The sequence below is a fragment of the Acinetobacter sp. GD03645 genome (genome assembly GCF_029845285.1).
GTDB lineage: Bacteria > Pseudomonadota > Gammaproteobacteria > Pseudomonadales > Moraxellaceae > Acinetobacter > Acinetobacter corruptisaponis.
Genome location: NZ_JAOCLL010000018.1, coordinates 34,850 through 54,771, shown reverse-complemented (window position 1 = coordinate 54,771; position 19,922 = coordinate 34,850). Strand labels below are relative to the sequence as shown.

The following is a 19,922-nucleotide window of genomic DNA, read 5'->3' as shown; positions in this document are numbered from 1 at the left end:
GCCTACACCTCTCTCACATCAATATTTAGAACCGTTTTCATCAAATGTTTTTTGTTCCTGTAACTGTCTTTCTTTCTTGTTGCTGCTGACTTCACATCTTCCACGACATACTCACCAGTGATGATGTAGTAAGTAAAATCTGCGAAATAACGCAAGGCTGGCTTTGCCCTTTTCTCTCCCTTAAGCTGTGTTTTTGGTGCAAGTTCAAATTTGGTGTGATGTTCTAAGCCAAAAATTTCACCCCTCTGCTGCATTGCTTTCAGCTCGATATACCGCCTGTGTTCTTTCTTGCTATCGAAAGTCATGCCATCACATTCAACTTTCTGGGCGTTAAACTTGTTGCGTTTAACAGCCTTAGGCTTGTCACCTTGTTTAAGAATTTCACGGCGGTATTGTTCGACGCTCATTGATGTCATTGAGATTCACCACCTTGGATCAAATCCTCCTGGTATCCCTCATACTCTTTGATAGCATCAGCTTCACTTTGCCCATACCAGTACAAATCAAATTCTTTTGATCCAGCGCGATAACCTGCTGTAATTTCATTTCTAGTGGCTGTCCTCAAAGCATTGACTCGAAAGAACCCGCCATCTGAGAAAATCGCATAATATGTTCCCTCGCATTCTCTAAAATCATCAATTATCAGCAAGGCGTTACCAAACCACGGGTCTATTGTTAAAACCTTATCCCCGACCTTAAACATGCTCACCCGCCTTATATGTCTCAAAATGAAAAACTATCGGTTTTTGTGTCTCAACAATTAGTCCAAAACGCTTAGCATGCTGATACATTGCATATTTGCCATGATTGTTCAGGCCATTAATGTAGTCGCTTAGCACTCTGCGCCAGTTTTCAAGCGACATTGATGATTTATTTAAATTGCAGCGAATACAACTTGGCATCATATTGTCGATGTGATCGTTTTCTGGCTTATGCAACTCACCTGTCGATTGTGTTTTTAAATAGCCAGTTTTTGGGCACTTAACAAATTTAAAGTCACGAACAACAGGCTTAAAATGATCAGCATGCCAACGCTCCCCAAGCTCTTCACCGCAATATGAGCACTTTCCACCAAACTTCATTTTAAGTTCTGCTCGCTGAGCTTTAGTTAGCTTCATAAATACACTCCCAGTCTGCGATGGCTTGTTCTAAAGCTGGCTTCTCAAAGTTCATTGCGTACTTATTGCTTGCGTGGTTATCGACAATGTTCTGCAATATGCTTCTAGCTTCTTCAATTCCTTGCACACCTTTGATTAAATCAACGCTCTCAACGAGGCGCTTGAGTTCTGAAAGATCAATAAAACGGTTCTTTAGGAAACACATTGCAATTGATGTATCTTCATAAGCCACATGCTTTTGCTGTTCTAAGTCGTAGCAAAGTGAATGCTCAGGCGCACCCTCAACAACTTCCCTTGCTTTCTCAATGCCGTTCTTCTGAATAAATTGGATTGCGTTCATACGATCTCCACACTTCTAGAAGATAGTTTTATAGTGCCTTTTGACCTTGTTGCTGTGTTCGGATTCTTGTTCAAATATAAAGAGCAAGCTTCACTGCCAAACATTTCCGTATAGCAGTCTTGTTTGATGCCATTGATGTAGTAGTAAGCTTTAGCTACTGGAACATAGACACACTGACCAATTTTAAAGTTATGCATTGCGTTCATTGGCTTTGCTCCAAAATCTTTTCGGTTACAGCACATTTGCTGCACCCCTCTCCATTGCTAGCATCTCGTAAGTGAAAGTACCAATCGCCATGTTTATAAGCATTGATAATGACTTCCGCCGCCTTTTTCTTAACTTCTAAAATGTGCGTAGCCTCAGGGAATTTAATCAACTTCCCGTGCTCACCATGTGGCCCAGCAGAAATATCCAATTCATGAATCACTTTCATTTGACCAAGTCTGTTTTTAATCTTCTGTGAAGTGATGATTACTGTGTTGTAGCAAAAGTTGTCATAAGTTCCGAGACCATTAAGAAATTGCATTTCATCATTTACAGATGAAGTAGTCTTGATCCACTCTCGCTCAAACACATCACCCAAAGTCAGCACATCTCTACACGAACACTTGTGATTACAAGCCAATTCTGATAAATAACCCTCTTCTTTCACAATTCGTTCATTCTGATATGTAGTCTCGGTGATAATTTTTTGCTTAAGAAGTTCTGTAATTTGCACTTGTTTCCCAAATTTCATCGCCCTTACTCCCCGTCATTCTTAGTAACGCCCACACCAAACATTTCCTTAGCAAAATCAGTTGCTTGGTACGTGCAGCACGAAACCTTTTCGATATAACCAAAACTTATTAAAATCAAGATTATGCTGTAAGTCTTAGTCTTCGTTGACTCAACCACATCTTTTCTCAACTCAGATATTTTAAATGGACTAGTTGCTCTCACTGCATAAAGCAAAATATCAATACTATGCCCGACAGCTTCCCTCTTTATTTTCAGATTCATTGATTCGTTCATACCGCCTCTCCGAATAAGTCTTGCTGCTCTGCTTTCTTTCCTTGCCAACTATCTAAGATTTGCTTTCCTAAATTTGGATGAACACAATTTCTTAAAACTTGGACTGGACAATGATTTCCCTTGTAATAAATAACTTCATCAAACTGCATACCAAGCCAATCCATCATTTCTTGCTTGCCTTGCAGGTTGGATTTAGTGATAAAGCCTTTTGGTTGTTTCACTTCTTCTGCATTGATTTCAAAGTTTGACCAAAACAAATGACGGCCTATTCTCTTAGTCGGCTGAATTAGGGGCTCGTAATACGGAACAACGTTCTCAACAACCCAATCACCACGAAAGAAATGCTGTAAAAATGTGATTAATTCGTACAAACGAAAATCAGGATAATCAGCTACTTTATGGCGAGTCGCTTTCATCATGCGACTATGTTTCTGGCATGGCGGAGAGAACCAAGCAAAGTCAAAACTCTCATGATTTTCTTTAAAGTATTGGTATGCATCTCCAACAATAACCAAGTGATCTGGATGCAGCTTTTGATATACATCCGCAATCTCTTTATTCTCTTCAACTGCAATGACTTCACAGTTATTCCAATGCAGGCTATTACCACCTAGGCCAGCGAATCCGTTAAAAATTCTCACACCGCACCTCCCACTTCATCAACATGTGGAGGACGCTTAAGAAGCTCTTTCAACTTGTTGATATATTCTTGCGCCTGAACCTTTTCAGTCTCAGATTTCTCAGACTGACTATCATTCCATTCCTCACGCTTAAAGTTTTGGCAGGCAATCGCCACAGGTCTAATCCATTCGCCTTGGACAACTCCCTGCTCCGCAAACTCATTAACAACATCAACATAGTTTTCCTTGAATGCCTCATAGACATTGTAAGAAGCACGCTCAAAGTTGGAGGCATAATCAAGATTTACGAAACTCTCATAACAACGGTCATATGCCTCTTTTTCAGCATTGGTGATCTTTGTATCTTTGTCTGATCGCCATTTGATAATGTTTGCCAGTGCTGCATGCTTTTTCTTAAATGAATCAACTGCCCGTTGTTGTTCAGTACCAAATCCCTTGATACCAAGACACCATTTGCGGAACATTGCCAGATCAGGGCAAAAACCATTGTCACGCACCTGTGCCAAACCCACATTGATCTGATCTCGATTTAACCCATCAATACAGATTTTCATTGCATGATTGATTGCATCGGTAGGCATGCCATCAAAAGTTTTCTCAAAAGATCGTGGTGCAATTGCCTTAAAAATCCCTACTAGTTGAGCAGAGTTCACAGGCTGAACTGATTGTTGTTCGTTAGAAACCATAGCTGTCATTGCCTTGCTCCTCTTTTTCAATCAACTCTTGGATTTCACTCCAGCGAGTTGAAGACTGTGTTTTTTGTACTGGCACATGATTTTTAGGTGCAAATAATCCCTGATAGCTACCAGCGATTGATGCTTTTAGTGATTGATTTGACCCATCAACACCCCATGCTTTGAAATCTTCATAAATCGCATTTAGGGCATTTTTGGTAAGTTTGGTTTTTGATGTAGTCGAACGTTGAGAAACGTACTGTTCCCAAAGACTGAAATCACAGAGATTTACAAAAACGGTTTTTGTGAGATTGATCACTTCGTCATACGACAGCTTGCGAGTTTTATCCTTGCGTTCTTTTTCGGCTTTCGCCTTTTCCTCAGCTTCGATTTTTTGCTGCTCAAGAACGGCTTGTTTTTTCTCTCCCTGAAAAACAAAAAAATGATTTTCAAGTGGTCTGTTTGAGCGAAGCGAGTTATTTAATATATTTCTAAAAGAATCTATAAAAAGAAACTCTATTGATGCACTACTTACTAAAGCACCTTGCGCTTTACTTACTAAAGCGGACTGCTTCACTAATTGAAGCGCTTCACTAATTAAAGCGCTTTCATTACTAATGCGCAGTGCTTTGATTTCTAAAGCGCTGAATTTCTCAAAATACTCAACCAAAGAGACCTCATTGATCTGGTATTTGTTGCCAATCTTATTGTTTTTTTCAACAACAGAAATAACGCCAAACCAGATTAATTCTTTCAAACCAGATGACACTGTGGCTGATGAAAGTTTGCTTGAGCCTTTTAATTTCCCACCCTGCAATTGACGATGTGAAATATGATCAGAGGGCTTATTAAAACCGTTGGTGTACCCCATAATTGCGGAATACACATTTTTAGCGGCATCAGTAAGAAAAGGCTCGACTTCATAGTGATAGAGTCGGCTTTTCATAATGAAGCCTTTGCTTAATGAATCCGACATAGCTTGTCGCTCTTTTTTCGGAAATTGAACAACTTGGCCTTGCTGGGGCTGCTTGTATGCTAAATTGCTCATAAATGCATACCCTCAACCAGGCAAACAGTGCTATTAATTTCTCGCTCAATCGCCTGCTCCGTTGCCTTTGCATCTCTCAACAAATCAATCTCTGCCTGCATTGCCAGCATCTCTGTAGCCTGCATCTCGCATTTATGATTCAATCGAGCCACTTCTGTTTGCAGCAACTCAACTTGCTGTTTCTTTTCGACGTGAGTGTCATCGCCCAATGAATCGGTTTTCCCTGAGTTTCCTAGATTGCTAAATTGGTCAATCCGATGACCCGCTTCGATTTCAGCAGCAGTGGCGTGGCGGATTTCGTCTTTGAAAATTGGTCCACATAAACCTGTGGCCAGAATTTTTACCCTGTACATGTCAGGTGTATATTTGTGGTCGATGATCTCTAACAACACATCTTCAGTGCCAGGTGATGTGAGAACCACATAATCACCTGTCACAAAATCGTTATTGCTGGCCGTTGCTTGGTTTGGTATATTTGTCATGTTCATTTCCTATAGTTATGAATGCCTAAAAGCCTGATCCACGAAATCAGGCTTTTTCTTTGCTTGAATCCCCGTAAATCCCGTCAAATCCCTCCGAGAAGCTAACCTCAGTTGAGATTTCCCTTACTAAAGCCCCTAATCCCAAGCGCTCAAATGATTTTGCTTGTAAATTAAGGACATGCCACTCACCTACGATTTCTTTCTCAAGAAGAAACGCAAGGTATTGAGCTAGGTCTTTACCTTTAATTTCAGCCAGAACTTTTGCTCGTTCATGGATTTCGGGAGATAAACGCACATGCGTAGATTTTTTATCCAAACTCATACTGTCACCTGTTGTTCTGAGGTTTTACCCAAAAAGAAATTAAACAATCCCTCATGGGTTAGTTTTTTATTGCTGGCATCAACCATCTTCTGAATGGTTTCCATGCTTGGTTTTTTTCGACCGTGGATTAGATGAGATTCCATGTATCTATAAGAAATGCTTGCTGTTTCGCAAAATTGGATACGTTCACTTTTCTCTAGTCCACGCCAAAATTCATAAAGCGTAAGCATAAGTACACCTTTCAGGTAAATTAAATATAAATATACCTGTAAGGTAAATAAAAAACAACCTGACAGGGTATTTATTTTTTCTACCCCATAGGTAAATTATTAATTAATGTTGTATAGGTAGATTTGATTGTGACTCAATTACAAACAATTCATGAGATAAGGCTGAGTAATGCTAGAAAACTTATGGAAGACTCAGGTTTGGATCGTACTGAGTTTGCTGAAAAAATTCAGATGTCCTATAACTTGCTTAGTCAATATATTGGGAAAAATCCAACTAAAAACATAGGTGATGAAACAGCAGAAAAAATAGAGCAGGCCTTTAATAAACCCAAGGGTTTTTTGGATCAATCGCAAGACAACCTATCAAAAAGCCTACCTGATCATTATATACCGCCTATCATTCATGATGGCTTGCCTGCCAGCAAACAAACACCTGTTATCTCTTGGGTGCAAGCTGGTGACTTTACCCCTGTTGTCTCGGCCGATATGTCGCATGTGATTGAATGGATTCCTTACAATCCAAGGGCTGGGCAATACGGTTTTGGTTTAATTGTGAAAGGTGCATCAATGGAACCTACTTTTAAACCAGAAGATCGCATCTATGTTAATCCAACATTCCAGCTCGATGAGCTAAATACTGGTGATCTGGTAGTTATGGCGTGTGATGGTGATAGCGAGGCAACATTTAAAGAGCTAGTAGTCGAGGATGGTGACTATTATTTGCGCCCAATCAATCCCAACTGGCACAAGCAAATCATACCAATTGATTGTAATTGCAGACTGGTTGGCAAGGTCGTGGGTAGGTACACAATATTTTAACTGTAAACCTAGGAATAAAATCATGATCGCTACACTCAACAAAACCAAAACTGCCTTATCTATTAACAAACAAGAATTTAAACTAGCGCTTGGTAAAATAGGTGATGGTATTGATAAACAAATAGCATCACTTAAAAAGGCTAAGCAAAGCTATGATGCCGCAGAAATGGCGCGCGAGGTCATTAATGAGGCAAATATCTTTGAAGCCATTATTGAGGGTTTTAACGAAGCCGAGGGCACCAACCTAAAACTGGCAGATATAAGCAATTTGGATCAGGCGCAAGGCTGGATTGATGAGTTATTAGAAAAGTATGGCGCTTGATAATTATAAAATTAAATACTGTGAACCCGACACAGTGATGACAACAGATCGGGTGGAGAGAAATTATGGCAAGATCAAAGTGTGGTAGTTGTGGCTCTTCTACATTTGAATTGGTTGAGCAAGATCGGATTAGAAATTCAAATTTTAAATTAACATTTGTGCAGTGCTCATCATGCGGAGTTCCTATCGGTGTTATGGACTACTACAATATTGGTGATAGGCTTAATGACTTAGAGAAAAGATTAAAAAACATTGAGTCAACAATTGGTAATGTTGACCACAATGTAGTTGCTGTGGCAGAGCTTGTGAAGAAAAAGAAATAATTATTCTTTAGTGAAATTTCTACTGGAAGTAATACCTTTCTCTCTGGATGCCTTGCCTGTCTGCGTAAGGTTTTCCAAGGGAATTTTAAGTAGCATCTCTCTGAGAGCATCAGCATTGATAGCTTGTATAGAAAATGATTTATCGGATAAAGGGGTGCTCTTTCGAACTAATGGCATTTTCTGAAAAAGTTTAAATAATTTCCCCCGCCAAAACCTATGAGTCCGATATTTATGTAAAACTTGCAGGATCAAGGAATGAAGCTGTTCAGAATCTGGGTAAGAGAATCGAGAACCAATAAGCCCCATTTCATCATTAGCCAAATCTTCTGGATTTGTCACAATCACACCTAAAAATCCAACACATGTAAATGCCTGACCTTTCTTAATTGGGATTAACTCCCCTTTGTCTGTAATCGCAATCATCTCAATAAACTCCATTCAACCGCCACCATTGGCGGTTTTCTTTTGTCTATTTAAAAATATTTTACCTTAAAAGTAAAAATTATTTTTCTAAATTTTACCCAACAGGTATTTACAATAATTTACCTCACAGGTATATTTAACTCATACACAGCAAAAAGCCCCGCCGACTCTCACATCAAACAGGGCTTTCCACAACAACACAAAGTCGTATGAGGTAATTATGACACAACTAGACAACGAACCAGTAATCGAAGTTCAAAAACCAACACTTGAACAACAGATTGCTCTACTTGACCAAATCCGTGAAAAGATCCTGGCAAACCCAGAACATTTCAATATGTCATCTTGGCATAGTCACTGTGGAACATCTCACTGCATCGCAGGATGGGCGCAAGTTTTAACTACACAAGAAACAAATTCTTCAACAGCAGAAGATGTTGGTCGAGAGCTACTTCCTGACTTTGCAAAATTCTTCTACGGCAGAACTGAATATTTACGGAAATGGTTTGAAGCTCGTGCATACACATTACAACACGGCGAAGTTGCAAAAGCCGATGATGGTGTTTGGGTTGATGCTGGTTGTAATTTTTATGATGAAGAATTAGAAAAAGAACAAGCTGAAAAGCAGGCTGCAAGCAATAACAACTGTATGTACTGCACTGACTGCACTGACTGCACTGACTGCACTGACTGCACTCGCTGCACTGACTGCACTCGCTGCACTGACTGCACTCGCTGCACTGACTGCACTCGCTGCACTGACTGCACTGGCAAAGTTTTAGAAACAGGCATCTAAAAATAAAAAAGCACATCAACCCTCTTAACTGCTGATGTGCTTTTCCTACCAAGGAGTTCATTATGGAACAAAAAACAATTAATCACAACCCAGCTTTCCAGTTAGGCAAAGTTGTGTTGACGACATGGGCAGTAGCATCGGGCTTGGTGTTTGGCGGTGCAGCCTTAGGCTCCAAGTTGGCCAAACCAACTCCCCCAACTTTTACACCAGATATTAAGCCAAGTGCCTACGGCATTATGACTCTGCGTCTAACTTCAGACATAACTGGTGAAGCAATCATTAATCTCGATGGTTTCCGCGTTCCAGTTAAATTCGTGTTTGACAAACATCCTGACTACAACGGAATTGTAGGTTCTGAATTTGTAGCTATCGAAATCATTGACTTGGAAGTTGGTCAAATTACTGATGGTGATGGCAACCAATACCGCGATTTCACCAATTTTGATGATCATCGCAATATCAATGCTCAGCTTGCAGCATATATCGAAAAAAATAAATTAGTGGAGTTAGTCTAATGGAAAAGAAACGCTTCACTACCCCATTCCGCGAGTTCATTACTCGTGATGATGCTGGACGCTACCACGTTCGCTTAGGTCCTCAAACCTTTTCAACCAACTACACCTTTACTGATATTCGTATTGAATCAGAAAACGGCGGTACGCCTGTTGAACCTGATTATTTGAAAGCTAAACCGTGGATTCTTCGTAATCTACAGCAAGAAGTTGGTGATCAACGCAAAAAAGAGCGTGAAGCAATGTACTCAAAAGACTGCTTCCAACGTACGCCATATAGCAAGAATCAACGTATGGCTTACAACAACGCTAAATCGAATAAGGGGTTGTAATCATGGCTATCAATATTATTACTTCTGATCAGCCGTTGCAGGTTAATGCAATCATTACTTACATCTACGCTGATCCTGGTCTTGGTAAAACCTCAATGGGCTTTACTGCTGACAAGGCGGTTTCATTCGACTTCGACAAAGGTGCACATCGTACTGGTGAATTGCGTCGTGGTGCGGTTATCCCTGTTCAGAAATGGACAGACATTGCAAACCTTACGCCTCAAGACTTGGCACCTTTCAATACCGTTGTGATTGATACAGTGGGCGCAATGCTTGAGTGCATTAAATCTCACCTACTGGGTATTTCTGAAAATCGCCAGAAAGACGGCACATTAAAATTAAAGGCCCAAGGTTCAGCAAATAACATCTTTAAAAGTTATGTCCATATGCTTATTGCTATGGGCAAGGATGTTGTTTTCATTGCCCACGCGATTGAAAGCGAAAATGGTGATCAAACCATTCACCGCCCAGACCTTGGCGGTAAAAACCGAAATGAGCTTTATCGTATTGCGGATGTCATGGGTTATTTGACCACTGTCAGAACCCAAGAGGGAAAATCAGCACGTGTAATCAGCTTCAACCCTACTGACACCCATCACGCTAAAAATGCAGGTGCACTAGGTGGCGATACTGGTGAAGTTTGGGTTCCTGATCTAAAGGTTAGCCCTACATTTTTAGCCGACCTTATTTCTCAGGCTAAGGCACACATCAATACCCTTACCCCTGCTCAATTAGCATCTGCCAAAGCATTTGAGGATTTTGAGAACTGGAAACAAAGCTGTAATGAAGCTGAACATGCTGGGGATTTAAACGAATTAACTGAGTCTCTGGTTAAGGATCATATGTATTACCAGAACATGCGTCAGGCAATGCTACAACGTGCCAAAGCGCTCAAGTGTACATACGATAAAGACAAAAACAAATGGATCAGTCCTCCTGAGTTCAACGGCATTTCAGACACCCAGCGTGACCAATTACAGGCTTTCATTGATGAGCGCGGGCTTGATGTAAAAACCATCTGTGAATATTTCGGCATTGACTCTCTCATGCAAATTGAAGTTGGTCGGTTTAAGGCAGTTCAACAAGAAATTGATAATTTGGCAAAACAAGGAATTAAGGCATGAGTAATATTTTAACTGCACAACAGGCTTTTAGCGCTTTGCAAGCTGGCAAGACTATTCTTTGCCGCCATATTCTGGGTGAGTTTGAATCTTTAGACCAATTCCCTGCCACGGTGTTTGGCCTGCCTGATCATGAGTTTTGCATTCAACTTGAAATGATCGAACTGGCTGGCATCAGGTTTGCCAAACCATTGAGCATGGATGAGATCCAAGATGGTCAAGATATCTTTGTAATGCAATCTCACGGGGTTGTTTATCACCAAAAGTTTAACCGTGAAGTTGACGGAATGATTGAAAGTGTCATGGGTGGTTTTGCCCAGCGTGACAGTGAAAATGCCAAGCTTCAATACAATGCATTTTGCAAAGCTGTTGGTTTCCCAACTTGTGATATTGCTGTTATTGAAGTTGGGCTGCCTAAAAAACGTAGTAACAAGTCAAAATCCGCTAAACCTATTGAAGTTGATCAGCAGATTAACCAAGCCACAAGCGATGATTCATCTATTGATGACATTATTGGCCCTGTCAGTGCCCAATCTTCAACATCAAATGATGTTGAAAAAAAGACATCATCTGCACTGGTTACTGACGATGTTTTGATAAATCATTTGCTTGCTGTCAGCACTACTGAACAGCTGGATAAACTTGAAGTCAGCTTTGAAAAGCATAAAAGCAAAATGTCTGATGATAAAGTTCAAACATACGGTCGCATACTTGAACAGAAGCGAAAAGAGCTTGCTACGGCTTCAGAAAAACCAACTACCAATTTTGATGCCATAGCCTCTGCGGCTGTCAATCATGCCCAGAAGCTGGATGATGATACAGCAGACAAGAACTCAAAAAATCGTGAATGGACCCGCTTCCATAATGACAAACCCTACTTAGATGTTGGCGATAAATCTCAATATGAAATTGAATATGCTGACCTAATGGCTGTTGTTATTCACGCAGAATCACCAGAGGAGGCAAACAGTGTTGTTGAAAAAACACACCATTGGACTATAGAACAACGTGCTCCATTGCTTTCAGAAATCTCCAAAAGACTTTGCCAAATTCAGGATTCAAATGAAGTTGAATTAAAAGAACCACCATCATTAATGGTTCAGATTCAAAATGCACCTGATCTCACAACGCTTGATGCTTTAGAGATTGATGTCTCTACACGTCATCCTGATATTCAGCCACGCCTCATGGCTTATGTGAAAAAGCGTAGATTTGAGCTTGAACAAGCAACTGCGGCCAATGATGAGGTCAGCACATGAAATTCTCTTATTCAACCATTACCCGAACACTAACTGTGTTCGGGAGCAAGATGACACACATCTTTGAAAACGTTGGGATCGGTGAGATTGACGACCTCATTATTAATGCGAAGTTTAAAGAAGCAAACTGGAGGTGGCGTAATGGAAGTTGGTGAAAAGTTTTTAGAGTTTCTTGAAGCAAATCCACAAGCAAGCGCTTCTGTTTTTGAGGGTAACAAAACCAAAGCCATGATTTTTGATGGTGCGATTATCGTGCAGCTTAGTGATTTGACTTTTGTGCGTATTGGAAATGAAGTGTTTGAAACTCACCCTTCTTTTTACGACAAGATTTTCAATCTTTTACAACAAAACCCTTTAGCAAGTTGAGGTGGTGTGATGGAAATTAAACAATTAAATCCTGTCGAAGTTGTTAGAGATGAAACAGGCTCTTGGATTCACCCTGAATTTTTAAATTATTTAAATTCTTTAGAAAGTGAAGCCGATTTTTTTACCAATGAAGAATGGGCTGAATTAAAGCGACATTTCAACATTGAGACGGTTACTCTATGGATGGAATCTAGCGTATCAAGTGATGATTGGGAATCAATGATGGACGACTGTGATATCACTAAATGGGATCCAATTGCCCCTCATGGATTTTTCTTAATTGATATTGGCTTTAGTGAAGATGATGCATACGCCATTTTTGCTAGATCTAAACGTGAATGTGAGGTGGCGTGATGGATTTGCAGAAAGAAAGATTGGCGTTTGAAAGATTACCATTGGCTGAATTGGCAATCAAAAGTGAATTTGTTTATTACAACGAAGAAACAAATTCGTATTGGCCTAATGAGGATTTTTGCCCTAGCGATGCTCCTGAAACAATGAACTTTGCTTGGGAAGCATGGCAAGCAGCCATAGCTCGCATGGAAGTTCGAATAGATACCCTTGATGAGATGCTTTTAAATCAGGGTGAAGCTCTGGCTCAAGCCAAAGCCCAAGCGGTTATGGAGATAACAAGCGTTGGTAATGAATTGCAATCATGGGTGGCGGTATGGTCATTTAAAGCAAGACATGATCATGAGGATTACATTGTTGTCGATGCAAACCTTCTTGCTGAAAAAATCGAAAAACTAACTGGGGCGAATGCGTGATGGATATTCAGAAAGAAAAAATTGCTCATGAAAAACACCTGCTTTCACAAGGTGTGGATTTCAAATATTTGCCGAATATTCAATATAACGAATTGGAAAATGTTTATGAGCTAATTGAATGGGGTGAGGAATATAGTGAAGCCCTAAATGAAATTAATTCAAGCTGGTGTACATGGCAAGCAGCCAAAGCCCACGAAGCTAAAAAACTCGACGGGTGTGTGGTGGCGCAGAAAGATCAGATTGAGACTTGGTGGCAAGATGCTGAGGAACCAGAAAACTTCGCTACAAAAGAGGATGATTTATCTTTTATTGCTCAGCATATTCAAGATGATGAAGTTATGGAAATCAATGAGCATCATACGATTCACTTGCCATCTATTACCAAATTTGGAGCTTGGGTGTATCAAAACGGTCAACGAAAATTCTTTGTTGGTACTAAAGATGAAGTAGAGGCAGTTATAAATGAAAGCAAAGCTTTGATTGAGGCACATTCATTTTTTGAAGCAGTAGCAAAGGAGAATGGCAATGAACAGTAAATTCATTAATGATCAGATCGAGATTCAAAAAGACTTACATAATCAAATTAGAGAACTCAAAACTGCTTTATCTGGCACAAATGCGGCATTAAGAGAGCAACAGCAAATCAATCAAGAGCTTCAAGAAAAGTTGCTTGGTGTTGATTATGTTATGGTGCCAAAATCAGAACTTGAGGCTTGTTATCTTGATGAAAGTGAGGGCATGTATTTAACAGATGCAGATTTCTTAGCTGATATTGATATTGGAGAAGCTGTAGAGGTTGAGCGTCAATATTATTGGAAAACCACCCCTCTTTTTGCTGCGATTACTTGGGACGAGCCTAATAATGATGTTGGCTATTATGAGTTTTACGATACACAAGAAGAAGCTGAAAAGGCAGCAGCACATTGTAAAGCAATGGTAGAAGCAGCAAGGGGCGGAAATGAAAAAGAATAAAGCGCCAACGGTGCTACACCCTCTTGTTTTTAGAATGAATGGGAAAGGCAGTCTTGATTCAAGGGGCCTGCCAAGTCAGCAAAAAGAGGTTATCAATCGGCAGGCAATAGAAATATTTATCGAAGCGAGTAATGCAGGTCGTACATTTCAAGATGCGCTGGGTGCTGTGTTAATGTCGGGTCTGACATGGGGTGTTGATTTATCAAAAGCGGATGCGGAGGGGTGAAGATGCTAAAAGACCTTAGAAATCTTACTGATGCTGAGCAGCAAGAACACTTGGATAGATTTATTCGGGCTAATGACGAACAAAATTTTCCCCAAGAAGTTGTTGCTCTATATTTAGATTGCTCACCCTGGACTCTTGCTAGAATGCGCTGTGATCAATCAACCATGCCTTTCTATAAAATTGGTAGACGTGTTTCATATAAAAAGAAAGATGTCTTGCAATATGAAAAAAGCAAGACCGTGCTAAATACTGCACAGCTTGCCACAGTATAAGGCGGTTACCCCGCCTTTATTTCTTTTAGACGCTCATCCCATACAGACTGGTAATTAAAACAATCAATTTTCCCTTGATAAACTGCCTCTATCATATTCATAGATGCACGTAACTCTTCATTAGGTATTTGAACATATCCACCAGTAACATCAATCCTTGGGCGGGCTGTATGGTTAAGAAGTCGTTTTGTGACATAAATATTAAATCTCAATAGATTGCAAATGGTTGCAAACGTTCTACGAAAATCGTGCATTGATACATAATATCCGACTTGCTCTCCCACTCTATTTATTAGAGTATCCACCTTAGTTGCATGCATGTTCCAAGACGTAGGCATCTTGGTCGCAGGGAAAACCCAATCATTTTCTCTTAATAACCATCTTTCTTTTAATACACTAATTAAATGATCGCCAATTGGGAAATGATGATCAGTACCATTTTTTGTATCACGAAAAGTCAAACTACCCGTTTTGAAATTTACATCTTCCCATTTCAATTTACATGCTTCTTGCCTACGGCAACCCGTATACATACACATCAGAACCATATCTCGATGAGTATTTGAGCGTGCAGTATTTTCTAAATTAAGTTCGTCCTGATAGTTGATTACAGCCTGATAATACTTATGGATCACATCTTTATGTAAGTGCCTCTGTCTACTTTTGATGCGATTCCATCCTTTAGTAACGGAAATAATATCTACAGGGTTTGATTTAAGTATTGGATCCTCATCGGTTGAGTAAAGCACATGGATATATTTCCATAGTGTCCCCAACAACGATACGGAGCCATTCGCTGATGATTCACTGATATTAGAGACCTCAATAAATCTATCCAATACTTCTTGCTTAGTTATTTCAAAAAGCTTTCTATTACCCCACCCAAGGTAAAGATCAAAATATTTCTTGTATTGCCGTATGGTCTTTGGCTTAAAGTCATTCCTATCCAAATAAATCTGGAGAGCTTCATTAACCGTTATATCTAATGGATTGTTAATTTTTTTTAACTTAGTTGGTTTTTCATACTCATTGTTTGAAATCTTCGCCAAGATCATCTGCGCTTTGGCTCGTGCATTTGTTGCAGGTAGATCAGTTGTCTTTCCTATTGTGACCCTAAATAATTCCCCCTCATGCCTGCGCTCAACTATATAAGTTTTGCTTTTATTGGTAACTCTGACTGCGAACCCAATAAGTTCAGAATCACGATATATTTTTTGACCTTTTTCCACCAATGGAATAGCATCAACATTAGATTTGTTGAGTTTCATGTTTAAATCCGTTTACCACCATATAAGGTGGTTTAGAAAAGTTTTAGCGAACTTAGATTTAACCATGTTTCTCAACAGTCTACAAATAGTCTACAGGTGCATCTTTTATTTAATAAAATCCTATCAAAAAACAAAATAACTAATTGTTATTTATAAAATTATAAAATTCAACAAATCCACAGTGGTATTATAGAACAGGTAGAAACCACCCAAGCGTGTCTGGATATTCAGGGATTGCAACAATTTAAGGGCCTTATCAGCAAATGTATATTGAAAAAAATCGGAAAATTTATCCAGATAGGTTGAACTGAATTTTAGCTGATTTAAGAGAATAATTCTCAAGTCTAACAATTCATTACTTGTGGTTAAAGACGGTTCTTGGCATGGTTTGTGGATTGCTGAATTATAGGAATCTCCTGCCTATGGCTAGCCCTGCACAAGCTATAAGACATAAATTACTTAATACTTTCTTTTCAAGACATTCGGTTTGGTTCCTTTGTATCCTGATCACGCTGACCATTAGCTGGTTCAAGGTCATTTATACCCCGCATAGCATTTATTATTTTATTTCCGACACTTTATTGAATGGGCTTTGGCTCGTGGCAAGCCTGCTCAGTGTGGTTGGCTTATATGACCTGCTCCAGAAAAAGCATGCGATTTTAAGAAACTATCCAATTCTGGGACATTTCCGTTTTATTTTTGAAGATGTTCGCCCCGAAATCCGCCAGTATTTTATTGAAGCTGATCAGGATGCATTGCCCTTTTCCAGAATGCAACGCAGCCTGGTTTATCAACGTGCAAAAAATGAAAATGCAGATAAGCCCTTTGGTTCAATCATTGATGTCTACCAACCCAACTACCGTTTTATTGTACATTCAATGGCACCCTGCCCACCTGCCGATCCATCCACTTTTCGTGTTCTGATTGGCAATGCGCAATGCAGCCAGCCTTATAGCGCCTCAATTATGAATATCTCGGCCATGAGCTTTGGCAGCCTAAGTGCCAATGCGATTCGGGCTTTAAACAAGGGTGCCCAACTGGGCAACTTTTACCACGATACAGGTGAAGGTAGTTTAAGCCCTTACCATCTGGAAAATGGCGGCGATATTGTCTGGCAGATTGCCAGTGGCTATTTTGGTTGTCGTACACCTGAGGGATTATTTCATCCTGAGAAATTTACCCTACAGGCCCAAAACCCAAAAATTAAAATGATCGAGCTTAAGCTTTCACAAGGTGCCAAGCCAGGTCATGGTGGCATTTTACCCAAACATAAAATCTCTGAGGAGATTGCCCGTATCCGTGGCGTTTCCAGAGACCACGACTGTATTTCTCCCTCTCGTCACCCAAGCTTTAACACCCCTATTGAAATGATGCATTTCATTCAAAAACTGAGGGACCTGTCTGGTGGCAAACCTGTTGGCTTCAAATTATGTATTGGGCAGCCTTGGCAATTTATGAGTATCGTCAAGGCTATGCTCGCAACTGGGATCACTCCTGACTTTGTGGTGGTCGATGGTTCTGAAGGTGGAACTGGCGCTGCACCAATTGAATTTAGCGATTACATTGGTACACCTTTAAGAGAGGGCTTACGTTTTGTACATAACACGCTGGTAGGTGCAGGATTACGCGGTCAGGTCAAGATCGGCGCCAGTGGAAAGATTATCAGCGCGTTTGACATTGCCAGTACATTTGCACTTGGTGCAGACTGGGTCAATTCCGCACGGGGGTTTATGTTCGCTGTAGGTTGTATTCAGGCACAAAGTTGTCATACCAATCAATGCCCTGTTGGAGTTGCCACACAGGATAAAGACCGACAAAAAGCCATTGATGTACCCAGCAAGGCGGAACGTGTTTTTAATTTTCATAAAAATACACTGCATGCGCTTTCTGAAATGATCGCCGCCGCAGGTTTACGTCATCCCTCAGATATTAAGGCGCATCATTTGGCCCAGCGTTTGAATGATCGTGAAATTAAAAATTATGCCCAGATTCATTTTTTCCTCAAGGAAAATGAATTACTGCAAAATAATTTAGATGATGATGAAAACTTTTATTATCGAATGTGGAAACTGGCGGATGCGGATCAGTTTTAATACAAAATTTAAATAAGAAATCACCACTAGTAATAGTGGTGATTTGGCTTCGCATGTAAAAAAGCAGGAATCAAACCTGTCAGTGCAGCACGTATATCAGCACGTTCATTGATCAATTGATGTGAACCCTCTTCCAGCATCAACAAAGTCTGCAACCTAAACTTACGGCGAATATATTCAATGTTATAGCGCCAATCGACTGTTTGATCGAGTGCACCTTGCGCCAACCAAACTGGAATACGACAGGCTGGACGCTGTTCCATTTCCAGCATCCATTTTGACATGGCCAAAATCCAGTCCATGCCCATCATACGGGGTTGTAATGGATCTTTTAAACGCACAAAACGCAAAAATTCAGGGTTATGGTTATTACGGCGAAAATGTCGTGGCACTTGGGTTTTAATGCGACGAATAATACCTAGGCCAACTGAATTGTGCCACCAGGCGGTTTTAGCGGGACGAATCAACGGTGACAATAACAGAACCCGATCAACAATTGGATCTTCACGACGTTCTGCAAACTCCAGTAAATGATGCATCCAGATTGCACCACCTGTACTTTGACCAATGCCTAACCACGGTCTAGGCAACTGTTTGGCCCCATGAACCGCTTCATATACTGCATGTAAAACCTGTTGGTAATGGTCAAAATTCTGGATACTGGCAGGTGAACCATTACTTAGTCCGTGCCCAGGAAGATCATAGGTAATCACACTAAATCCCTGATCCAGGATTTCCTGGATAATCGGCTGATAGATTCCACTGTGTTCCAAATAGCCATGCAGCAGGCAGACTGTCCCCTGAATCTTTTGTTGTCTTGGCTGAAATACCTGCACATGCAAACGGAACAACGGCATTTCCACATAACCCTGCCAATGCTCACAGTCAAGCAAGTGTAAGCCATAAAGCTTACGATAGGCCTGTAAAGGTTTAGAGGGTTTAGTTGTGGTTGATAAATCCAGTGGCTCCAAAACCTGTGGTGTGGTTTCACGATTCGGAACAGGTAAATCCAGTTGTTTGAGTATTGTCGGATTTAAAAAAGGAATATTGGACATTATGGTATCTCCCGACAATCACTAGAGCCAAATAACATATCACGAACCGTGGCAAGCATTTCATAATTGGCACGGCGACTATGGTCATAATTTTGTTGACTAGGTCGCCAACGGGTTAAGCTGGTTGGCATGGGTGCAAACACAGGAACGGTTTCAATACCATTCAAGGCAAATAAACGGCGTGTCCGTGGCATATGATACTCATCAGTAATCAGGATCACGGTGGGCGCACCGCCTTTCTTTTGCAACAGCAAAGAGCTGAATCTGGAATTTTCACAGGTATTCATGCTTCTATTCTCAAGCAGCTTTGCCTCAATCCCACGCTTCTTTAACCATGCCTGCATATAAGGTGCTTCCACACCACTTAACACAATCGGCAGGTTATACTTTTTCTCCACACTCAAGGTCTTTTCCAGACGTAAGCGTGTGTAGTTGTTCACCACAATATCTTTACCATTTTCAGCAAGGGTCAATCCGCCACCGAGCACAACAATCGCATAAGGCTGTGAGGTATTTTTAGGCTCAATATCCCCATCCTTATTTTTTTTCAACTCGACCAGATCTTTATTGGTCTCATCCTTTTCATCTTCATTCACAGGCAATGCAACAGGGTAGGTTTCTAAAAATGCCAGATACTTGCCCATGAGCGCCTGATTATCAGGTGTATTGCCTTGTAAGAAATCTGTGGGAGAACTGATCACAACTGCTGAACTGTCCTGATCCTGCTCTGCTTTTTGATTTAACAATGGAATGTTGTTTTTCTTCTCTTTTTGCTCTTCTTTTTCCTGTTCATCAATAATGGTTTGTTGCAGCAATTTATAGCGTGCCTGTATCAACCTTAAATCTTCAGGTTTTTCTGACTGAAAAGTTTTTTCCATCAGTTTTAAATAAGCCTGACGCGCAATCCATAAGTTGGAACCAGGTTCCAGATTCTCATGCTCACTTAAAGCCGCTGCCTTCTGGCTTTCAGCGGCCACCTCATTGACATCAACAGGTACAAAATAATTTAGCCCTTTCACCACAAGCTGTGAGTAAAACGGAGAATATAAAAAAAGCACAAAGCAGCCCAATAGCACAAATAGTATGGTGACTATCCGCACTAAACTGACCATCCAATGTACTTGAGCCAT

General features: G+C 40.4%; 32 protein-coding genes. 16 read left to right on the top strand and 16 right to left on the bottom strand.

What is annotated here, in order from left to right; translation table 11 throughout:
* Positions 1-2: 2 nt before the first annotated feature.
* The 12 genes from N5J47_RS14280 to N5J47_RS14225 form a co-directional block, all read right to left on the bottom strand.
* Positions 3-416 (bottom strand): DUF1064 domain-containing protein, encoded by a 414-nt coding sequence (locus N5J47_RS14280; RefSeq protein WP_279960504.1) that lies wholly within the window; start codon positions 414-416, stop codon positions 3-5.
* Complete coding sequence (locus N5J47_RS14275; protein WP_279960505.1) at positions 413-703, bottom strand: hypothetical protein; 291 nt, start codon at positions 701-703, stop codon at positions 413-415. The genes N5J47_RS14280 and N5J47_RS14275 overlap by 4 nt, the downstream gene beginning before the upstream one ends.
* On the bottom strand, positions 696-1,118 hold the full coding sequence (locus N5J47_RS14270) for an HNH endonuclease (RefSeq protein ID WP_279960506.1): 423 nt from the start codon (positions 1,116-1,118) through the stop codon (positions 696-698). Before N5J47_RS14270 ends, N5J47_RS14275 begins: the two co-directional genes overlap by 8 nt.
* Positions 1,105-1,458 (bottom strand): hypothetical protein, encoded by a 354-nt coding sequence (locus N5J47_RS14265; protein WP_279960507.1) that lies wholly within the window; start codon positions 1,456-1,458, stop codon positions 1,105-1,107. The genes N5J47_RS14270 and N5J47_RS14265 overlap by 14 nt, the downstream gene beginning before the upstream one ends.
* 202 nt (positions 1,459-1,660) lie before the next feature.
* A complete protein-coding gene (locus N5J47_RS14260; RefSeq protein WP_279960508.1) occupies positions 1,661-2,194 on the bottom strand; it encodes a hypothetical protein in 534 nt (177 codons plus the stop codon).
* A 5-nt stretch (positions 2,195-2,199) separates the two neighbouring features.
* Positions 2,200-2,469: a hypothetical protein gene (locus N5J47_RS14255; protein WP_279960509.1), complete on the bottom strand. Its 270-nt coding sequence runs from the start codon at positions 2,467-2,469 to the stop codon at positions 2,200-2,202.
* Positions 2,466-3,110: a DNA cytosine methyltransferase gene (locus tag N5J47_RS14250; RefSeq protein ID WP_279960510.1), complete on the bottom strand. Its 645-nt coding sequence runs from the start codon at positions 3,108-3,110 to the stop codon at positions 2,466-2,468. Before N5J47_RS14250 ends, N5J47_RS14255 begins: the two co-directional genes overlap by 4 nt.
* Positions 3,107-3,805, bottom strand: coding sequence for a hypothetical protein (locus tag N5J47_RS14245; protein WP_279960512.1), 699 nt, complete (start codon positions 3,803-3,805; stop codon positions 3,107-3,109). Before N5J47_RS14245 ends, N5J47_RS14250 begins: the two co-directional genes overlap by 4 nt.
* Positions 3,786-4,832, bottom strand: a complete 1,047-nt coding sequence (locus N5J47_RS14240) for a hypothetical protein (RefSeq protein WP_279960513.1) — start codon at positions 4,830-4,832, stop codon at positions 3,786-3,788. The genes N5J47_RS14245 and N5J47_RS14240 overlap by 20 nt, the downstream gene beginning before the upstream one ends.
* On the bottom strand, positions 4,829-5,314 hold the full coding sequence (locus N5J47_RS14235) for a hypothetical protein (RefSeq protein ID WP_279960514.1): 486 nt from the start codon (positions 5,312-5,314) through the stop codon (positions 4,829-4,831). Before N5J47_RS14235 ends, N5J47_RS14240 begins: the two co-directional genes overlap by 4 nt.
* Before the next feature lie 46 nt (positions 5,315-5,360).
* Positions 5,361-5,636, bottom strand: a complete 276-nt coding sequence (locus N5J47_RS14230) for a hypothetical protein (protein WP_087546698.1) — start codon at positions 5,634-5,636, stop codon at positions 5,361-5,363.
* Positions 5,633-5,866, bottom strand: coding sequence for a transcriptional regulator (locus N5J47_RS14225; RefSeq protein WP_087546697.1), 234 nt, complete (start codon positions 5,864-5,866; stop codon positions 5,633-5,635). Before N5J47_RS14225 ends, N5J47_RS14230 begins: the two co-directional genes overlap by 4 nt.
* Before the next feature lie 129 nt (positions 5,867-5,995).
* Here N5J47_RS14225 and N5J47_RS14220 point away from each other — a divergent pair, with 129 nt between their 5' ends.
* The 3 genes from N5J47_RS14220 (at position 5,996) to N5J47_RS14210 (ending at position 7,330) form a co-directional block, all read left to right on the top strand.
* Positions 5,996-6,685, top strand: coding sequence for a LexA family transcriptional regulator (locus N5J47_RS14220; protein ID WP_279960515.1), 690 nt, complete (start codon positions 5,996-5,998; stop codon positions 6,683-6,685).
* Between the two features lie 22 nt (positions 6,686-6,707).
* On the top strand, positions 6,708-7,007 hold the full coding sequence (locus N5J47_RS14215) for a hypothetical protein (protein WP_279960516.1): 300 nt from the start codon (positions 6,708-6,710) through the stop codon (positions 7,005-7,007).
* A 65-nt stretch (positions 7,008-7,072) separates the two neighbouring features.
* Positions 7,073-7,330, top strand: a complete 258-nt coding sequence (locus N5J47_RS14210; protein ID WP_279960517.1) for a hypothetical protein — start codon at positions 7,073-7,075, stop codon at positions 7,328-7,330.
* Here N5J47_RS14210 and N5J47_RS14205 read toward each other — a convergent pair whose 3' ends face one another.
* On the bottom strand, positions 7,331-7,753 hold the full coding sequence (locus N5J47_RS14205) for a hypothetical protein (protein ID WP_279960518.1): 423 nt from the start codon (positions 7,751-7,753) through the stop codon (positions 7,331-7,333). It lies immediately after the preceding gene.
* A gap of 220 nt (positions 7,754-7,973) precedes the next feature.
* Here N5J47_RS14205 and N5J47_RS14200 point away from each other — a divergent pair, with 220 nt between their 5' ends.
* The 12 genes from N5J47_RS14200 to N5J47_RS14145 all read left to right on the top strand — a co-directional run bounded on the left by N5J47_RS14200 (position 7,974) and on the right by N5J47_RS14145 (position 14,376).
* The gene (locus N5J47_RS14200) at positions 7,974-8,549 is read left to right on the top strand and encodes a hypothetical protein (RefSeq protein WP_279960519.1); all 576 of its coding nucleotides are present in this window, start codon (positions 7,974-7,976) and stop codon (positions 8,547-8,549) included.
* A gap of 62 nt (positions 8,550-8,611) precedes the next feature.
* Positions 8,612-9,064: a hypothetical protein gene (locus N5J47_RS14195; protein ID WP_279960520.1), complete on the top strand. Its 453-nt coding sequence runs from the start codon at positions 8,612-8,614 to the stop codon at positions 9,062-9,064.
* On the top strand, positions 9,064-9,393 hold the full coding sequence (locus N5J47_RS14190) for a hypothetical protein (RefSeq protein WP_279960521.1): 330 nt from the start codon (positions 9,064-9,066) through the stop codon (positions 9,391-9,393). Before N5J47_RS14195 ends, N5J47_RS14190 begins: the two co-directional genes overlap by 1 nt.
* A 2-nt stretch (positions 9,394-9,395) precedes the next feature.
* Positions 9,396-10,517: an ATP-binding protein gene (locus N5J47_RS14185; protein WP_279960522.1), complete on the top strand. Its 1,122-nt coding sequence runs from the start codon at positions 9,396-9,398 to the stop codon at positions 10,515-10,517.
* On the top strand, positions 10,514-11,773 hold the full coding sequence (locus tag N5J47_RS14180) for a hypothetical protein (protein ID WP_279960523.1): 1,260 nt from the start codon (positions 10,514-10,516) through the stop codon (positions 11,771-11,773). Before N5J47_RS14185 ends, N5J47_RS14180 begins: the two co-directional genes overlap by 4 nt.
* A 141-nt stretch (positions 11,774-11,914) precedes the next feature.
* Complete coding sequence (locus N5J47_RS14175) at positions 11,915-12,139, top strand: hypothetical protein (protein WP_279960524.1); 225 nt, start codon at positions 11,915-11,917, stop codon at positions 12,137-12,139.
* Between the two features lie 9 nt (positions 12,140-12,148).
* Complete coding sequence (locus N5J47_RS14170) at positions 12,149-12,493, top strand: hypothetical protein (RefSeq protein ID WP_279960525.1); 345 nt, start codon at positions 12,149-12,151, stop codon at positions 12,491-12,493.
* Positions 12,493-12,906 carry a hypothetical protein gene (locus N5J47_RS14165; protein ID WP_279960526.1) on the top strand — a complete coding sequence of 138 codons (414 nt, stop codon included), beginning with the start codon at positions 12,493-12,495 and terminating at the stop codon, positions 12,904-12,906. Before N5J47_RS14170 ends, N5J47_RS14165 begins: the two co-directional genes overlap by 1 nt.
* Positions 12,906-13,442, top strand: coding sequence for a hypothetical protein (locus tag N5J47_RS14160; protein ID WP_279960527.1), 537 nt, complete (start codon positions 12,906-12,908; stop codon positions 13,440-13,442). Before N5J47_RS14165 ends, N5J47_RS14160 begins: the two co-directional genes overlap by 1 nt.
* Complete coding sequence (locus N5J47_RS14155; RefSeq protein WP_279960528.1) at positions 13,432-13,878, top strand: hypothetical protein; 447 nt, start codon at positions 13,432-13,434, stop codon at positions 13,876-13,878. Before N5J47_RS14160 ends, N5J47_RS14155 begins: the two co-directional genes overlap by 11 nt.
* Positions 13,865-14,104: a hypothetical protein gene (locus N5J47_RS14150; protein WP_279960529.1), complete on the top strand. Its 240-nt coding sequence runs from the start codon at positions 13,865-13,867 to the stop codon at positions 14,102-14,104. Before N5J47_RS14155 ends, N5J47_RS14150 begins: the two co-directional genes overlap by 14 nt.
* Positions 14,105-14,106: 2 nt before the next feature.
* Complete coding sequence (locus tag N5J47_RS14145) at positions 14,107-14,376, top strand: DNA-binding protein (protein WP_279960530.1); 270 nt, start codon at positions 14,107-14,109, stop codon at positions 14,374-14,376.
* 5 nt (positions 14,377-14,381) lie between these two features.
* Here N5J47_RS14145 and N5J47_RS14140 read toward each other — a convergent pair whose 3' ends face one another.
* The gene (locus tag N5J47_RS14140) at positions 14,382-15,644 is read right to left on the bottom strand and encodes a tyrosine-type recombinase/integrase (RefSeq protein ID WP_279960531.1); all 1,263 of its coding nucleotides are present in this window, start codon (positions 15,642-15,644) and stop codon (positions 14,382-14,384) included.
* Between the two features lie 422 nt (positions 15,645-16,066).
* Here N5J47_RS14140 and N5J47_RS14135 point away from each other — a divergent pair, with 422 nt between their 5' ends.
* On the top strand, positions 16,067-17,737 hold the full coding sequence (locus N5J47_RS14135) for an FMN-binding glutamate synthase family protein (RefSeq protein WP_279960532.1): 1,671 nt from the start codon (positions 16,067-16,069) through the stop codon (positions 17,735-17,737).
* 26 nt (positions 17,738-17,763) lie between these two features.
* On the opposite strand, the gene N5J47_RS14130 is transcribed toward N5J47_RS14135, so the two are convergent.
* Entirely contained in the window at positions 17,764-18,792 is a 1,029-nt protein-coding gene (locus tag N5J47_RS14130) for an alpha/beta hydrolase (protein WP_279960533.1), read from the bottom strand.
* Complete coding sequence (locus N5J47_RS14125) at positions 18,792-19,922, bottom strand: YdcF family protein (RefSeq protein WP_279960534.1); 1,131 nt, start codon at positions 19,920-19,922, stop codon at positions 18,792-18,794. The genes N5J47_RS14130 and N5J47_RS14125 overlap by 1 nt, the downstream gene beginning before the upstream one ends.

What these genes read in the sequence shown, in the direction of transcription:
- N5J47_RS14195 (WP_279960520.1), top strand. Translation starts at nt 8,612, where the DNA reads ATGGAACAAAAAACAATTAATCACAACCCAGCTTTCCAGTTAGGCAAA.
- N5J47_RS14255 (WP_279960509.1), bottom strand. Translation starts at nt 2,469, where the DNA reads ATGAACGAATCAATGAATCTGAAAATAAAGAGGGAAGCTGTCGGGCAT.
- N5J47_RS14140 (WP_279960531.1), bottom strand. Translation starts at nt 15,644, where the DNA reads ATGAAACTCAACAAATCTAATGTTGATGCTATTCCATTGGTGGAAAAA.
- N5J47_RS14230 (WP_087546698.1), bottom strand. Translation starts at nt 5,636, where the DNA reads ATGAGTTTGGATAAAAAATCTACGCATGTGCGTTTATCTCCCGAAATC.
- N5J47_RS14235 (WP_279960514.1), bottom strand. Translation starts at nt 5,314, where the DNA reads ATGACAAATATACCAAACCAAGCAACGGCCAGCAATAACGATTTTGTG.
- N5J47_RS14125 (WP_279960534.1), bottom strand. Translation starts at nt 19,922, where the DNA reads ATGGCTCAAGTACATTGGATGGTCAGTTTAGTGCGGATAGTCACCATA.
- N5J47_RS14260 (WP_279960508.1), bottom strand. Translation starts at nt 2,194, where the DNA reads ATGAAATTTGGGAAACAAGTGCAAATTACAGAACTTCTTAAGCAAAAA.
- N5J47_RS14160 (WP_279960527.1), top strand. Translation starts at nt 12,906, where the DNA reads ATGGATATTCAGAAAGAAAAAATTGCTCATGAAAAACACCTGCTTTCA.
- N5J47_RS14150 (WP_279960529.1), top strand. Translation starts at nt 13,865, where the DNA reads ATGAAAAAGAATAAAGCGCCAACGGTGCTACACCCTCTTGTTTTTAGA.
- N5J47_RS14180 (WP_279960523.1), top strand. Translation starts at nt 10,514, where the DNA reads ATGAGTAATATTTTAACTGCACAACAGGCTTTTAGCGCTTTGCAAGCT.
- N5J47_RS14200 (WP_279960519.1), top strand. Translation starts at nt 7,974, where the DNA reads ATGACACAACTAGACAACGAACCAGTAATCGAAGTTCAAAAACCAACA.
- N5J47_RS14270 (WP_279960506.1), bottom strand. Translation starts at nt 1,118, where the DNA reads ATGAAGCTAACTAAAGCTCAGCGAGCAGAACTTAAAATGAAGTTTGGT.
- N5J47_RS14190 (WP_279960521.1), top strand. Translation starts at nt 9,064, where the DNA reads ATGGAAAAGAAACGCTTCACTACCCCATTCCGCGAGTTCATTACTCGT.
- N5J47_RS14155 (WP_279960528.1), top strand. Translation starts at nt 13,432, where the DNA reads ATGAACAGTAAATTCATTAATGATCAGATCGAGATTCAAAAAGACTTA.
- N5J47_RS14240 (WP_279960513.1), bottom strand. Translation starts at nt 4,832, where the DNA reads ATGAGCAATTTAGCATACAAGCAGCCCCAGCAAGGCCAAGTTGTTCAA.
- N5J47_RS14185 (WP_279960522.1), top strand. Translation starts at nt 9,396, where the DNA reads ATGGCTATCAATATTATTACTTCTGATCAGCCGTTGCAGGTTAATGCA.
- N5J47_RS14130 (WP_279960533.1), bottom strand. Translation starts at nt 18,792, where the DNA reads ATGTCCAATATTCCTTTTTTAAATCCGACAATACTCAAACAACTGGAT.
- N5J47_RS14145 (WP_279960530.1), top strand. Translation starts at nt 14,107, where the DNA reads ATGCTAAAAGACCTTAGAAATCTTACTGATGCTGAGCAGCAAGAACAC.
- N5J47_RS14275 (WP_279960505.1), bottom strand. Translation starts at nt 703, where the DNA reads ATGTTTAAGGTCGGGGATAAGGTTTTAACAATAGACCCGTGGTTTGGT.
- N5J47_RS14210 (WP_279960517.1), top strand. Translation starts at nt 7,073, where the DNA reads ATGGCAAGATCAAAGTGTGGTAGTTGTGGCTCTTCTACATTTGAATTG.
- N5J47_RS14175 (WP_279960524.1), top strand. Translation starts at nt 11,915, where the DNA reads ATGGAAGTTGGTGAAAAGTTTTTAGAGTTTCTTGAAGCAAATCCACAA.
- N5J47_RS14165 (WP_279960526.1), top strand. Translation starts at nt 12,493, where the DNA reads ATGGATTTGCAGAAAGAAAGATTGGCGTTTGAAAGATTACCATTGGCT.
- N5J47_RS14225 (WP_087546697.1), bottom strand. Translation starts at nt 5,866, where the DNA reads ATGCTTACGCTTTATGAATTTTGGCGTGGACTAGAGAAAAGTGAACGT.
- N5J47_RS14280 (WP_279960504.1), bottom strand. Translation starts at nt 416, where the DNA reads ATGACATCAATGAGCGTCGAACAATACCGCCGTGAAATTCTTAAACAA.
- N5J47_RS14245 (WP_279960512.1), bottom strand. Translation starts at nt 3,805, where the DNA reads ATGACAGCTATGGTTTCTAACGAACAACAATCAGTTCAGCCTGTGAAC.
- N5J47_RS14170 (WP_279960525.1), top strand. Translation starts at nt 12,149, where the DNA reads ATGGAAATTAAACAATTAAATCCTGTCGAAGTTGTTAGAGATGAAACA.
- N5J47_RS14265 (WP_279960507.1), bottom strand. Translation starts at nt 1,458, where the DNA reads ATGAACGCAATCCAATTTATTCAGAAGAACGGCATTGAGAAAGCAAGG.
- N5J47_RS14205 (WP_279960518.1), bottom strand. Translation starts at nt 7,753, where the DNA reads ATGATTGCGATTACAGACAAAGGGGAGTTAATCCCAATTAAGAAAGGT.
- N5J47_RS14135 (WP_279960532.1), top strand. Translation starts at nt 16,067, where the DNA reads ATGGCTAGCCCTGCACAAGCTATAAGACATAAATTACTTAATACTTTC.
- N5J47_RS14215 (WP_279960516.1), top strand. Translation starts at nt 6,708, where the DNA reads ATGATCGCTACACTCAACAAAACCAAAACTGCCTTATCTATTAACAAA.